General features: G+C 40.6%; 12 protein-coding genes, 1 tRNA gene, 1 other RNA gene and 1 other annotated feature. Of the genes, 10 read left to right on the top strand and 4 right to left on the bottom strand.

Annotation, left to right across the window (positions count from 1 at the left end; translation table 11 throughout):
* Positions 1-57: 57 nt before the first annotated feature.
* Positions 58-999: a YaaC family protein gene (locus RTR43_RS24570; RefSeq protein ID WP_312476444.1), complete on the bottom strand. Its 942-nt coding sequence runs from the start codon at positions 997-999 to the stop codon at positions 58-60.
* 106 nt (positions 1,000-1,105) lie between these two features.
* Here RTR43_RS24570 and guaB point away from each other — a divergent pair, with 106 nt between their 5' ends.
* The 6 genes from guaB to RTR43_RS24540 all read left to right on the top strand — a co-directional run bounded on the left by guaB (position 1,106) and on the right by RTR43_RS24540 (position 7,775).
* Positions 1,106-2,569 (top strand): IMP dehydrogenase, encoded by a 1,464-nt coding sequence (guaB, locus tag RTR43_RS24565; protein ID WP_312476441.1) that lies wholly within the window; start codon positions 1,106-1,108, stop codon positions 2,567-2,569.
* Between the two features lie 346 nt (positions 2,570-2,915).
* Positions 2,916-4,226, top strand: coding sequence for a D-alanyl-D-alanine carboxypeptidase family protein (locus tag RTR43_RS24560; RefSeq protein WP_312476447.1), 1,311 nt, complete (start codon positions 2,916-2,918; stop codon positions 4,224-4,226).
* Positions 4,227-4,396: 170 nt separating this feature from the next.
* Positions 4,397-5,278 (top strand): pyridoxal 5'-phosphate synthase lyase subunit PdxS, encoded by an 882-nt coding sequence (gene pdxS, locus RTR43_RS24555; protein ID WP_312476439.1) that lies wholly within the window; start codon positions 4,397-4,399, stop codon positions 5,276-5,278.
* 45 nt (positions 5,279-5,323) lie between these two features.
* Entirely contained in the window at positions 5,324-5,914 is a 591-nt protein-coding gene (pdxT, locus tag RTR43_RS24550; RefSeq protein ID WP_312476436.1) for a pyridoxal 5'-phosphate synthase glutaminase subunit PdxT, read from the top strand.
* Positions 5,915-5,966: 52 nt separating this feature from the next.
* Positions 5,967-6,191: a binding site (T-box leader), on the top strand.
* A 114-nt stretch (positions 6,192-6,305) separates the two neighbouring features.
* The gene (serS, locus tag RTR43_RS24545) at positions 6,306-7,583 is read left to right on the top strand and encodes a serine--tRNA ligase (protein ID WP_312476433.1); all 1,278 of its coding nucleotides are present in this window, start codon (positions 6,306-6,308) and stop codon (positions 7,581-7,583) included.
* 99 nt (positions 7,584-7,682) lie between these two features.
* Positions 7,683-7,775: transfer RNA gene (locus RTR43_RS24540), tRNA-Ser, on the top strand.
* A gap of 138 nt (positions 7,776-7,913) precedes the next feature.
* On the opposite strand, the gene RTR43_RS24535 is transcribed toward RTR43_RS24540, so the two are convergent.
* The 3 genes from RTR43_RS24535 to RTR43_RS24525 form a co-directional block, all read right to left on the bottom strand.
* A complete protein-coding gene (locus tag RTR43_RS24535) occupies positions 7,914-8,615 on the bottom strand; it encodes a deoxynucleoside kinase (RefSeq protein WP_312476431.1) in 702 nt (233 codons plus the stop codon).
* Positions 8,609-9,268, bottom strand: coding sequence for a deoxynucleoside kinase (locus RTR43_RS24530; protein WP_312476429.1), 660 nt, complete (start codon positions 9,266-9,268; stop codon positions 8,609-8,611). The genes RTR43_RS24535 and RTR43_RS24530 overlap by 7 nt, the downstream gene beginning before the upstream one ends.
* Positions 9,269-9,472: 204 nt before the next feature.
* Positions 9,473-10,762: a LysM peptidoglycan-binding domain-containing protein gene (locus RTR43_RS24525; protein ID WP_312476426.1), complete on the bottom strand. Its 1,290-nt coding sequence runs from the start codon at positions 10,760-10,762 to the stop codon at positions 9,473-9,475.
* A 291-nt stretch (positions 10,763-11,053) separates the two neighbouring features.
* Between RTR43_RS24525 and tadA the strand changes: the two genes are divergently transcribed.
* From tadA to RTR43_RS24505, 4 genes are all read left to right on the top strand, one after another.
* Entirely contained in the window at positions 11,054-11,563 is a 510-nt protein-coding gene (gene tadA / locus RTR43_RS24520) for a tRNA adenosine(34) deaminase TadA (RefSeq protein ID WP_312476424.1), read from the top strand.
* 103 nt (positions 11,564-11,666) lie between these two features.
* An RNA gene (gene ffs, locus RTR43_RS24515) (signal recognition particle sRNA large type) lies at positions 11,667-11,931 on the top strand.
* A gap of 252 nt (positions 11,932-12,183) precedes the next feature.
* Positions 12,184-13,872 carry a DNA polymerase III subunit gamma/tau gene (gene dnaX / locus RTR43_RS24510; protein WP_312476421.1) on the top strand — a complete coding sequence of 563 codons (1,689 nt, stop codon included), beginning with the start codon at positions 12,184-12,186 and terminating at the stop codon, positions 13,870-13,872.
* A gap of 20 nt (positions 13,873-13,892) precedes the next feature.
* Positions 13,893-14,213 (top strand): YbaB/EbfC family nucleoid-associated protein, encoded by a 321-nt coding sequence (locus RTR43_RS24505; RefSeq protein ID WP_248737809.1) that lies wholly within the window; start codon positions 13,893-13,895, stop codon positions 14,211-14,213.
* The last annotated feature ends 80 nt before the right edge of the window (positions 14,214-14,293 follow it).

Here is a 14,293-nt window from a genome sequence, read left to right as displayed (position 1 = left end):
AGAGTAGGACGTTGCCAGGCATGTGTAAAGGACAATCCGAGAGGATTGTCCTTTTGGTTATTTCATTAAGTATTGATATATTAAAAAGGGACCTTTTTTCATGGTAATAGCAAGGAAAGTGTCGATAAATGGGTAATCCCGATTTGGCATCATTTTCGTTAATTCGCTCCACCATTCCGTTTCATACCGAGCAATCATACTAAGGTTATATAACAATAGATAGTGAATAAGCAGCTCGGGAAGGGTGAATAGATTACTTTTATGAAGGGGAATGGCATGGAATTTGCCCTCATAATTAAATTTCAATGGTGAAACATCTAAATGAATCTGATTGTTTAACTTAAAGGAAAGCCCTTCGTTAGTAAATTCGATTCCATTTTTAAACTTTGTGGGAAAATATTCTTTAAAGCGGTTTTCTGTCATATGGTAATGATCTAAAATTGCCTCTGGTATTTCAAATTGTTCATTAAGCAAATGGATCTTTGCAAAGGTCCTCTTTCCGTTAAGTAAAAAGAATAAATCATCCAACTCGGGTATAAGCTGTAGTAATTCCTCCATAATGACTTTCTCCCCTTCCAATTGTTTCATGTGGAATAATTTTTCCGACATGAAGGGGAAAAGTCCATTTTTTTGAATTTTAATTTCATCTTGAAAAAAGAGATAGTTTTGTTTTTTTTTCTTTCGGGTTGAAACACCATGTGCCAAAACGGCTGTTGTTTCAGGATAGGCTGGATCTGTGGTTAAGATACACGCCTTTATTAAATGGACAAGACCATAAAACAGCAGAATTGGTTTTAATATAAGCGGGGCCTTCTCTGCCTGCTCATAATAAATTTGGCCATGTTCTAGATAATAAAGAAAGGCATAACAATTTTCGTAGCTTTTTTGTTCTGGATTTTCAACGCTACCCTTTTGATAACACCTTTTTAAATGAACCTGGGAGTATTCTGCAGAGTAAAAACAGGAGAAGTTTTTCCAATCCGAATATGGAATGCTCAAGATTATATCACCTTTTTCAGAAAAATCAGACCAATGGTTATTCCTTGACAGTAGTTTGCCCAATTGATAACCTACAAATAAATTTTTAATCCTGGAGGCCAAAAAAATGTGGGAAAGTAAATTTTTAAAAGAAGGTTTAACGTTTGATGATGTATTATTAATTCCCGGTAAGTCTGAGGTATTGCCAAGAGATGTGAGTCTGCAGGTGGAATTATCTCCAAGTGTAAAGTTGAATATTCCTATTATTAGTGCTGGAATGGACACAGTAACAGAATCAGAAATGGCGATTGCGATTGCCCGCCAAGGTGGTCTAGGAATTATTCATAAGAACATGACCATCGAACAGCAGGCCGAGCAGGTTGAAAAGGTTAAGAGGTCGGAAAGTGGGGTAATAACGGATCCATTTTTTCTGACTCCGGAACACCAAGTATATGATGCCGAACATTTAATGGGTAAATATCGAATTTCTGGGGTACCGATTGTGAATAATTTGGAGGAACAAAGGCTTGTTGGTATTATCACAAATCGGGACCTTCGCTTTATCCAAGATTATTCCTTTAAAATATCCGATGTGATGACAAAGGAAAAACTAGTAACAGCTCCAGTCGGAACAACGTTGAAGGAAGCGGAAAAAATTCTGCAACGCTACAAAATTGAAAAGCTTCCGCTTGTGGATGAAGAGGGTGTACTAAAAGGGTTAATTACGATTAAGGATATTGAAAAGGTTATTGAATTCCCGAATTCAGCGAAGGATGGCCAAGGGAGATTATTAGCTGGTGCAGCAGTAGGTGTTACTAGTGACACGATGAACCGTGTGGATATGCTTGTAAAGGCAAATGTAGATGTCATTGTCGTCGATACAGCCCATGGCCATTCTAAAGGTGTCCTTGATACTGTAAAGGAGATAAGAAGGGCATATCCTGACTTGACTATTGTTGCTGGAAATGTGGCAACGGCTGAGGCAACGAAAGCATTAATTGAAGCAGGAGCTGATGTCGTTAAAGTAGGGATTGGACCAGGATCTATTTGTACAACGAGGGTCGTGGCCGGTGTTGGTGTCCCACAAATTACTGCCGTCTATGATTGTGCAACGGAAGCCCAAAAGCACGGCAAGACGATTATTGCTGACGGTGGGATAAAATACTCCGGGGATATCGTTAAAGCACTGGCAGCAGGCGGTCACACCGTTATGCTGGGGAGTCTTTTAGCAGGAGTTTCCGAAAGTCCTGGTGAGACTGAGATTTTCCAAGGTCGTCGTTTTAAGGTATATCGTGGCATGGGATCGGTTGCCGCCATGGAAAAAGGCTCAAAGGACCGCTATTTCCAGGAAGACAATAAAAAGTTTGTACCTGAAGGAATTGAAGGACGAATCCCTTACAAAGGTCCGTTAGCAGAAACGATCTATCAATTAATTGGCGGCCTCCGATCAGGGATGGGCTATTGCGGAACTAAGGATCTTTATGAATTAAGAACAAAAGCACAATTTATTAAAATGACTGGTGCTGGACTAAGAGAAAGCCACCCGCATGATGTGCAAATCACTAAAGAGGCACCAAATTATTCTCTTTAATAACTTTGAAACAGAGAGGATCCGTCTTCTCTGTTTTTGCTTGGAAAAGGGGCGGAGCACGGTAGAACGGCACTAATCCCCCCTTTTAATTAAGTCAGGCTGGGTCTTTGAAGGAATTGTTGTTCCATCGTAGATGGTGGCATGTAACGCCATTACGTTTTTAGTGAAAAAGTCCTAAATGATCTTTGTTAAGAGACCGATATTGGAAATAAGATGGGGCAATGCTCTGTCTATGATTTGCCAGTAAGTTATGTTAAAATAACCAAGGTGTATAAATTCGTTGGAGGGCGTTATAGTGAAGAAATATTCTTATCAGAAATGTACGGCCATTGTATTGGCATTTATCATGTTTTTCAGCCTTTTTGCTGGAGTAAATCAAGCGAAGGCAGAAGCGGGATTAAATGTGAATGCAGATGGAGCAATCTTAGTTGACGGTGAAACAGGTAAGGTTTTATATGAGAAAAATGCTGACAGTCCACTAGGAATTGCCAGTATGACTAAAATGATGACTGAATATCTTTTGTTGGATGCTGTGAAACATGGAAAAGTAAAATGGAATCAGGAATATTCCGTCAGTGATCTTGTTTATAAGACCTCACAGCCCACTTCTTTATCTAATGTGCCTTTACGCCGTGATGGTAAATATAATGTCCGAGAATTATATGAAGCAATGGCCATTTATTCTGCAAATGGCGCAACGATTGCTCTAGCTGAAGTAATTGCTGGTTCAGAAACGAACTTTGTTAAAATGATGAATGAAAAGGCAAAAAAATTAGGATTAAAGAATACTAAATTTGTTAACTCAACGGGTTTAAATAATAAAGATTATCATGGTGAGCAGCCACAAGGAACAGGAGCTGACGAAGAAAATGTTATGTCACCTCGAGATGTTGCGACGTTAGCCTTTCACCTCATAAATGAATATCCGGATGTTTTAAAAACTGCCAGTACTCCAATGAAAGTATTTCGTGAGGGTACAACAGATAGAATAGTAATGAAGAACTGGAACTGGATGCTGCCATCATTGGTTTATGGGTACAAAGGAATGGATGGGCTAAAGACAGGTACAACAGATTTTGCAGGTTATTGCTTTACAGGTACAGCAACCCGCGATGGAAAGCGATTTATAACTGTTGTCCAAAATGCTAAGGATTCAAGCGGTAAAAACGATGGCTATAAAGCTCGTTTTGGTGAAACAAAGAAAATGTTAGATTATGCGTTTAGCAATTATACAAAGGAAGAACTTGTTGCTAAACATTATCAGGTAAAGGGACATAAAACCATCCCAGTAATCAAGGGGAAAGAAGACAAAGTCAATATTTATACGAAATCAGCCATAAACATGGTGATTCCGAACAACGAAAAAGATAATTATAAACCAGTGCTAGTATTGGATAAAAAGAAAGTTAATAAAAACGGCGAGGTCACTGCACCCATTAAAAAGGGTGAAAAACTTGGCTACTTAACAATTGAACCTAAAAATGGTGAAAAGGTTAGTTTCTTAACTGAAGAAGGGCAGAAAAAGGTACAAGTCGATATCATTGCCGTTCAAGATGTTGAAAAAGCAAATTGGTTTGTATTAACGATGCGGAGTATCGGCAATTTCTTCGGTGATGTATGGCATGGGATTTCTTCAACTGTAAAGGGCTGGTTTTAAAAAAACGATACCTCTTAAAAATTTTGGGTTTTAAAAGGAAGGATTCTTGTCTTGACAGGGATCCTTTTTTGTTGCTTTAATGTCTTTATGGAATTAAAATTATTCCGACTTATTAATACAGATTTAGGATAGTATAAATATTAAAAAGATTATAAGGGGGATTATAACAAATGATAACAGGTACGGATCTCGTTAAACGCGGTATGGCTGAAATGCAAAAGGGCGGCGTCATCATGGATGTTGTCAACGCCGAGCAGGCAAAAATTGCTGAAGAAGCGGGAGCGGTAGCTGTAATGGCTTTAGAACGTGTTCCTTCTGATATCCGCGCTGCTGGTGGAGTGGCAAGAATGGCAGACCCTAGGATTGTAGAAGAAGTCCTTAAAACTGTTACAATCCCTGTAATGGCTAAAGCTAGAATCGGACATATTGTGGAGGCACGAGTACTTGAAGCAATGGGTGTCGATTATATTGATGAGAGTGAAGTATTAACACCTGCTGATGAAGAGTATCATTTAAATAAAAAGGACTATACCGTTCCGTTTGTTTGTGGCTGCCGTGACCTTGGTGAGGCTGCTCGCCGGATTGGTGAAGGGGCATCCATGCTTCGTACAAAGGGTGAGCCGGGAACAGGAAATATTGTGGAGGCTGTCCGCCATATCCGTAAGGTGAATGCACAGGTGCGTAAAGTAGTCGGCATGCATGAGGATGAGTTAATGACGGAAGCAAAGCTTTTGGGTGCACCATATGAATTGCTTCTGGAGATCAAGCGTCTTGGCCGTCTGCCAGTTGTGAATTTTGCCGCTGGCGGTGTAGCAACACCTGCTGATGCAGCGCTAATGATGCAATTAGGTGCTGATGGAGTATTTGTTGGTTCCGGGATTTTTAAATCAGAAAATCCTGCTAAATTTGCACGAGCAATTGTGGAAGCAACAACGCATTTCCAAGATTATAAATTGATTGCTGAGCTTTCGAAGGATCTTGGAACACCAATGAAAGGGATTGAAATTTCATCGCTGGCACCTGAAGCACGCATGCAAGAACGAGGCTGGTAATTAGAAAAGCTGAAGCACAGGAGCTAGACAAAAAGGAGTATTTTTATGGTTAAGATAGGAGTACTTGCTTTGCAAGGTGCAGTCCGTGAACACATGAAGTCATTAGAGGCGTGTGATGTCGAAGCGATTGCTGTGAAACGAAAAGAAGAATTACAAGATTTAGATGGCCTTATTCTACCTGGTGGGGAAAGCACGGCAATGCGGCGTTTAATTGATAAATATGATTTTATGGATGCCCTTAAGGAATTTGCCCGTGCGGGGAAACCGATGTTTGGGACATGTGCCGGCTTGATTCTTTTAGCGAAGGACCTTGTTGGTTACAGTGAGCCGCATATTGGTGTGATGGACATTAAGGTTGAACGCAATTCCTTTGGCCGCCAGGTCGATAGTTTTGAGGCCAACCTGGCGATTAAAGATGTCACCAGCAACTTCCCGGCAGTGTTTATCCGGGCGCCGCACATTGTTGAGGCGGGAGAGAATGTTGAAATCCTGGCTAAACATAATGACCGCATCGTCGCCGCACGTGAAGGTCAATTTCTCGGCTGTTCCTTTCATCCTGAACTAACGGAAGATCATCGCCTTACGGCCTACTTTACCCAGATGGTAAAGGAAGCAAAAGCCAAACATTTTGTATAGTATGGTTGCATTTTGTTCATAATTATAGTAAATTAAAAGGCAAATCAATAATGAAAAAGCAATGAGAGGAACTAGTAACAAGATATTCATTCTTGAAGAGAGCCGGTGGTTGGTGTGAATCGGTGAATGAAGCTTGTGAATCCCTCCTCGAGCAAGGTGCGGAACACCTCGGTCAGAGGTCAGTAAGTACTTTCGGTTAGTAACCGTTACATTTTTTTCGAGGTGGACAGTGGTGCTGTCAACCAGGGTGGTATCGCGAGTAACTCTCGTCCCTGTTTTAGGGGCGGGAGTTTTTTGTTTTTCTAGCTCCAGCACCCGTTTACGGTGCTGGAGCTAGACAGTGATTTAAGTTCAATGCAATTTTAATAATAAGAAAAGGAGTGCCGTCATTATGTTAGATATTAAAGTTTTAAGAGCTAATTTTTTAGAGGTGAAGGAAAAGCTGCAGCATCGCGGGGAAGACCTAACAGATCTTGGCCGGTTTGAAGAACTGGATCAGAAAAGACGAGAATTAATTGTCGAATCTGAAAAACTTAAAAGCAAGCGAAATGAAGTTTCACAGCAGGTAGCGGCTTTAAAGCGTGAACAGCAGGATGCCGACCATTTAATTAAAGAAATGCGTGAGGTTGGTGACCAAATTAAAACGCTTGATGAGGAGTTAAGGGGTGTTGAAGAGACTTTGGACCTCTTACTATTGAGCATTCCTAATATTCCTCATGAAAGTGTGCCAGTTGGTGAGACAGAAGATGATAATGTGGAAATTAGAAAGTGGGGCCAAGTGCGCGATTTCGATTTTGAAGCTAAACCACATTGGGATATTGCCGACCACCTAGGAATGCTTGACTTTGAACGAGCTGGTAAAGTGACCGGAAGCCGTTTTGTATTTTATAAGGGACTAGGTGCTCGTTTAGAGCGTGCGTTAATAGGTTTCATGCTTGATCTTCACGTCGATGAGCATGGCTATACAGAAATATTACCGCCATACATGGTGAACCGAACGAGTATGACGGGGACAGGGCAGTTGCCAAAGTTTGAAGAGGATGCTTTTTTAATCGAAAGTGAAGATTATTTTCTCATTCCAACTGCAGAGGTGCCTGTTACCAATTATCATCGAGATGAAATTTTAAGTGCTGAGGATCTTCCAATTCGCTTTGCGGCTTACAGCGCTTGCTTCCGTTCTGAAGCGGGCTCTGCAGGACGTGATACAAGAGGATTAATCCGCCAACACCAGTTCAATAAGGTGGAGCTTGTAAAGTTTGTAAAGCCAGAGGATTCTTATGACGAACTTGAGAAGTTGACCAATGATGCAGAACGAGTACTACAATTGCTTGAACTACCATACCGTGTATTGAGCATGTGTACTGGTGACCTTGGCTTTACGGCCGCGAAAAAGTATGATATTGAGGTTTGGATCCCAAGCTATGGAATGTATCGTGAGATTTCTTCTTGCAGTAATTTTGAAGCGTTCCAAGCGCGCCGTGCCAATATTCGTTTCCGCCGTGATTCCAAGGCCAAGCCAGAGCATGTTCATACATTAAATGGTTCTGGTCTTGCGATTGGCCGTACGGTGGCTGCAATTTTAGAAAATTACCAGCAGGAGGACGGCAGTGTCGTCATTCCTACTGTATTACGCCCATATATGGGAAATCGTGAAGTCATCAAGCCATAACTATATGTAAAAATTCCGGTCGGATGGTTTCCGGCCGGAATTTTTGATAATAGTGTTGACAATGTTTTTAAAATATGTTAAATTATCTTTTGTCGATACGGAGGAATACCCAAGTCTGGCTGAAGGGATCGGTCTTGAAAACCGACAGGCGGGTTAAACCGCGCGGGGGTTCGAATCCCTCTTCCTCCTCCATTAATATATACAATCGCGCATAAAATACTGGAGATAAAAATTCGTTACATTCATTGTAACGGATTTTTTTTTTGTAATATAAGAATTTTTATCCACCGCACCGCCCCTAGTCTATTAAAAAGAAAAGCACAAATTGGATTAACCAATATGTGCTTTTTCGATATTTAATATTTCATTTAATTTTTCTTCCACGTCACGGCAAACCTTTTGAGCATCAGCATTGCTTTTGACAACATCCGTATTATCCATATCAATCACTAACACTTCACTGGCCGCATATTGGTTCATTACCCATTCATCATAGCCCTTCCAAACTTCGAAGTAGTACTCCTTTAGTTCAGGGTTGATTTCAAAACTTCTACCGCGTGCCATAATCCGGTCGATTACCGTATCAAACGATCCCTTTAAGTAAACCATTAAATCTGGAGCCTTTTTGGGAAGCTCATTCAACTCTTCCATCATATTTTCAACAAGATCTTCGTAAATTTTAAATTCCAGTTCGGATATGCGGCCTAAATTTTTATTCACATAAGCAAAATACCAATCTTCATAAATGGAACGATCTTGAATGGTGTAAAGGGGTTCCTGCCAATTAATGCAATCCTTTACTGTTTTGAAGCGTTTATTTAAGAAAAATAATTGAAGAAGAAAAGGAATTCTTCGTGCATCTAATTCTTCTGGTGTCAGTTCATAATAAAGCGGAAGAATCGGATTATCATCCACCGCTTCGTAAAACACTTTACTTTCGATTCCTTTATTTTTAAAGTGTGCATTTAAGGTATCTGCTACACTTGTTTTCCCTAGACCAATCATACCACCAATTACGATACTCACTAACATCCCCCTGTTCTATATGTTTGTCCAGCTGTTTTTCTTAACGATAATGATAGTTTCTCGAATATATAGTTTAAATCTTGTTCACTTTTTACAAAATCCAACTCATCGCCGCTAAAGCGGAGAACTGGGATTTCTGGATGTTCTTTTTCAAAAATCGTCATGGTTTGTTCATAATCCATTGAAAGCTGTTCTAAATATAGCGGGCTGATATTCTTTTCCACTTCGCGCCCTCTTAATTTGATCCGTTTCAATAATGTATCTAGACTTGCATTTAAATAAATAATGACATTCGGCTTGGGCATATCTTCAGTAAGAATTTGATAGATCTTGTAATACTTTTTGTACTCATCAAGATTTAAGGATCGCTGAGCAAAAATCAAGTTTTTAAAAATATGGTAGTCCGCAACAACAGATTGACTTTGACTTAAATAATGGGCATTGATATCCCCTAATTGCTTAAAGCGATTGCAGAGAAAAAACATCTCCGTTTGGAAACTCCATTCCTCGATATTTTCATAAAATTTCCCCAAGAATGGATTTTCATCAACAATTTCTTTTAATAAAGCAAAATTAAATTGCTTTGAAATGGCTTTTGCGAGAGATGTTTTTCCTACACCAATCGGTCCTTCAACGGTAATAAAGGGTGTATCCCCCATTGCAAATCCTCCTTCTCCAACTGCCTGAACTTTCTATGTTTAACCAGGAAGAACTGGATAATTTAACATTTTCTAAATGACACAATGAATATTTTATCATAATCTTTTACAGGAAGGGATATGGAATATTTAGAAGATGTGAGTTTTATGTCAAATATAAGAAAAAACTGCCGTCATTAGGCAGTTTTTGTCATAAAAAATTTTTCAGGTTGGTCTTTTTGTAACATTAAAATTATCAACGATTAGCAGCCAGTTTTGCGGGAAGGCTAAACCAAGTTTCCAATAGCTCATTCCTCGAATATTTAACTCTTTGATTAAATCAAACTTCGCCTGGATGGAACGGGCATCTTCAAACCAAACCTCATGCTGCTTGCCATCCGCAGCTGTATAGTTGAAAAATGGCGCTTGTGCTTTTGTGTCATATTGAATCGGAACATGATGGGCTGCGGCAAGTTGTATCGCCTGCTGTGGACTGACCGCCTTCGCCACTGAACCCTGAACGAATGGCAGCGTCCAATCATAGCCATATAGATTTTGTCCCATGAGAATTTTATTTGAGGGCATTTCGGTGATGGCGTATTCCAAAACTTTCCTCACTTGCTCGATGGGTGAAACGGCCATGGCAGGGCCGCCGCTATACCCCCATTCGTACGTCATTATCACGACAAAGTCTGAGATTTCCCCGTGCGCTTTATAATCATGACCTTCATACCATTTTCCTTTTTGTGTTGCACTCGTTTTGGGGGCAAGGGCCGTCGACATCAGCCAGCCTTCGCTTTTAAAACGCTGCTTCGCCTTTCGTAAAAAGCGATTGTAGGCATCACGGTCTACGGGGCGTAAAAACTCAAAGTCAAAGTGAATATCGCGGAAATCGTATTTTTTCGCCGTTGCTACGATATTATTGAGGAATTTATCTTGAATCGCTATATCAGTTAATAAAATTCGTCCGAGTTCATCGTTAAATTGGTCATTTTCCTGGTTGTTAATCACCATCATCAAGACATTTCGATTGGTTTTCGCAATCGTTGGGAAGTTATTCAGTAATGGTTCCTTCAATGTGCCATCACGGCGGGCCTGGAAGCTAAAGGGAGCTAAATATGTCAGATACGGTGAGGCCTCGCGGGCACTGTTTTCTAATACAGGGGCTACCGTTGTACCACGTGGCTCAACATATGCATTAAATTCGGCTTTTCTTTTTGGGGCTTGGGGGATATAGAGACGGAAGCCGACATTTAGTGGACGATTGGCTGGAATTCGATTAACTTTGGCAAGCTCTTGATAGGGGACACCAACTTTTTTGGCTATTGAATATAAGGAATCTCCAGGTTTAACGAAATAAAAATGCCCGACAATCGGTATCACAATGGATTGTCCGATGACAAGATTGTTTGGATTCGGTAATTCATTTGCCTCAACAATATCATTTTCCGTTGTATGATAATTTCGAGCAATCGTCGTTAATGATTCGTTTTCTTTGACAACATGAATTTGCATGCTATTCCCTCCCACAAACATACGCTACCGCTATTTTATGAGGGCAGGGACGGATAAATGATATAATGTTGGTAAATTTCTTGATTGCTGGGCTCGATATTAGCCTTTAAAACATTTTTCATCATCGTTAAGGCATTCAGATTATCATGATCATCAACAGAAGCAATACAATCTTTTGGAATTAGCAGTTGATAATCACGTGCATCTAAGTGGTCCTAAGCGATCGAAAAGAAACTAAAGTAAACCAAAATAAATGAACAATGCCATTTTTTGAAAGGCGGTGGCTTTAACATGACACTTGAATATAACCAAGACGAATATTTTATGAAAGAAGCAATAGAGGAAGCGAAAAAAGCAGAAGAGCTGGATGAGGTGCCGATTGGGGCCGTGTTAGTCAGCCAAGGGGAAGTCATTGCAAGGGCTCATAATTTACGGGAAAGCGAGCAAAATGCAGTAGCGCATGCTGAACTTTTAGCTATTGATCAGGCCTGCCGCAAAGTAGGCTCATGGCGTCTTGAGAACACCACATTGTATGTCACCCTCGAGCCATGTCCAATGTGTTCAGGGGCCATTATTTTATCAAGAGTCAAAAGAGTTGTTTATGGTGCTTCCGACCCAAAAGGTGGCTGTGCCGGGACATTAATGAATCTCTTACAGGACGAGCGCTTCAATCATCAAAGTTCAGTAACCCAGGGAGTATTGGAAACAGAGTGCGGTCAGCTGCTCTCAGATTTTTTTCGAAAAATAAGAGACCGGAAAAAACTTGAGAGACAAGTAAGAAGAGAAAATGAAGTTAAATAAACTTACAAAAATTTACAGTGTATTATGATTGCTTTTTTCCGAGAATGTTTGTATACTAAAAAGGCGTCAGATTGAGACGCATTAAACTTTGGTATCAACTTTGCCGTGCTAGGTGGGGAGGTAGCGGTGCCCTGTACTCGCAATCCGCTCTAGCGAGACTGAATCCCTTCCTGAGGCTGATGTCCTGTAGGGTCTGCCTTAAGTAAGTGGTGTTGACGCCCGGGTCCTGCGCAATGGGAATCCATGAACCATGTCAGGTCCGGAAGGAAGCAGCATTAAGTGGACGCTTCCATGTGCCGCAGGGGTGCCTGGGCCGAGCTAACTGCTTAAGTAACGCTTATGGGCGTCAGTCGAAGGAAGGTGCACGGCAGTTATTACATATGCTTTTAAAATTAACTCATCTCGTTCTTGGGATGAGTTTTTTTGCGAACTCCGATATATACTTTGAAAAAAGCAAAATAGATACGTTATAATGAGAAGAGCGAAGTACACTAGCTGCTAGGCGCTGGAGCTAGACAGTTATCGGAGTAAAAAGTCATACTTTCTTATTCTTGTGAGAAAAGCGGAAGCGCTGGAGCTGGACAATTGATAGAATAAAAATTTGAAGGGGGCGGTGTCACGTGGCTTATCAAGCTTTATATCGTGTTTGGCGACCGCAGACATTTATTGATGTCGTAGGGCAAGAACATGTAACGAAGACATTGCAAAACGCCCTGCTTCAACAAAAAATATCGCATGCCTATCTTTTTTCCGGGCCACGAGGAACGGGGAAAACAAGTGCGGCGAAAATTTTAGCAAAAGCAATTAATTGTGAGCGTGCACCTGTTTCAGAACCATGTAATGAATGTGCAGCCTGTCGCGGGATTACAAATGGAACAATTTCAGATGTATTAGAATTTGACGCGGCGTCCAATTCTCGAGTTGAAGAAATGAGAGATGTTTTGGACAAGGTTAAATTTGCACCGACGGCAGTCAACTACAAGGTCTATATCATTGATGAAGTGCATATGCTATCCATTAGTGCGTTTAATGCGCTCCTAAAAACTTTGGAAGAACCACCGAAGCATGTCATCTTTATCTTAGCAACAACAGAACCTCATAAAATACCGTTAACGATTATCTCAAGATGTCAGCGTTTTGATTTCAGACGCATTACAGCAGGGGCGATCGTGAATCGGATGAAGTTAATTGTTCAAGAAACAGGCGTTGATTGTGATGAGCAAGCGTTGCAAATGATTGCTAGAGCGGCTGAAGGCGGTATGCGCGATGCGTTAAGTTTATTAGATCAAGCTATTTCATACAGCCAAGACCGGGTGACGGTTGAAGATGCGCTTACGGTAACGGGCTCAGTATCACAAGGTTTTTTGAATAAATTAGCTGCTGCGTTCCAAACAAAAGATGTGGCAAGTGGTTTAGAAGCACTCGATGAGCTATTGTATCATGGGAAGGATCCAGCGCGCTTTATTGAGGATTTCATTTTATTTTACCGAGATATGCTGCTCTTTAAGACAGCACCTAATCTTGAAGAATCGCTTGAAAGAGTGCTACTTGATGATGATTTTCGGACAATGGCGGATACAATTCCTATTGAACAAATTTATCAGCTAATCGACCTTTTAAATAAAACACAGCAGGAAATGCGATGGACGAATCATCCAAGGATTTTTCTTGAGGTAGCGATTGTGAAACTGTGTCAAATAGAAGTTAAACAGGTGGCACAAACACAATCAGGAGATATCGAGCAATTACTATCAAGAATCGAGCACCTTGAAAATGAGCTGCAATATTTAAAGGCAAATGGAGTGGCACAATCTCAGCAAGAAGCCGCGCCGCAGCCGCAAAAAACTGCACAAAGGTCATCAAGAAAAGGATTTCAACCTGCTGTAGGAAAAATTAACGAAGTGTTAAAACAAGCCAAAAAAAGTGATTTGAATGTCCTTAAAGCTAATTGGGGCGAAATGCGGGCTAACTTAATAAAGTCACATGCGGCCTTATTAAATGATGCAGAGCCAGTTGCAGCTTCGGACAATGCCTTTATATTAAAATTTAAACATGAAATGCTCTGCCAAATGGCTATGGACAAGAGTGATTTTCTTGAAGCGGTTTCTACAGCATTATATAAATTAACCAACAAAAGGCTGTTGATGTTAGGTGTTCCAGAAGAGCAGTGGTTAACCATTCGGGAAAGTTTCTTAAACAGCCAGCATGGTGAAGAAGGAATTGACAGCGGTCCTAATAAGGAAGAAGAGCTTCATATTTCTGAGGCAAAGAAATTATTTGGTGCTGAATTTGTTGAAATTATTGACTAATTAATTGGAGGTAGGTAGTAATGATGCGTGGTGGAATGGGAAATATGCAAAATATGATGAAGCAAATGCAAAAAATGCAAAAGAAAATGGCGGAAGCCCAAGAGGAGCTAGGTGAGCAAAAGATTGAAGGAACAGCCGGCGGCGGAATGGTAACAGTCGTGGTAACAGGCCATAAAGAAGTGGTAGATGTCATCATTAAGCCAGAAGCAGTCGATCCAGACGATGTCGAAATGCTTCAAGATTTAGTGCTTGCGGCAACGAATGATGCCCTTAAAAAAGTAGAAGAACTAACAAATAACACAATGGGGCAATTTACAAAAGGAATGAATTTACCGTTTTAATAAGAAAAGCGGAAGCGCCTGTTTAGCGGCGTATGGACTCCTCGAAAAATCTAACGCTTTTTCTTCGTGCGATGCTTATG

The sequence above is a fragment of the Neobacillus sp. genome, assembly GCF_031988165.1.
In the GTDB taxonomy this organism is placed as follows: Bacteria; Bacillota; Bacilli; order Bacillales; family Cytobacillaceae; genus Neobacillus; species Neobacillus rhizosphaerae.
Note: the sequence above shows the minus strand (reverse complement) of the source record. Positions and strands in the feature narration are given on the sequence as shown.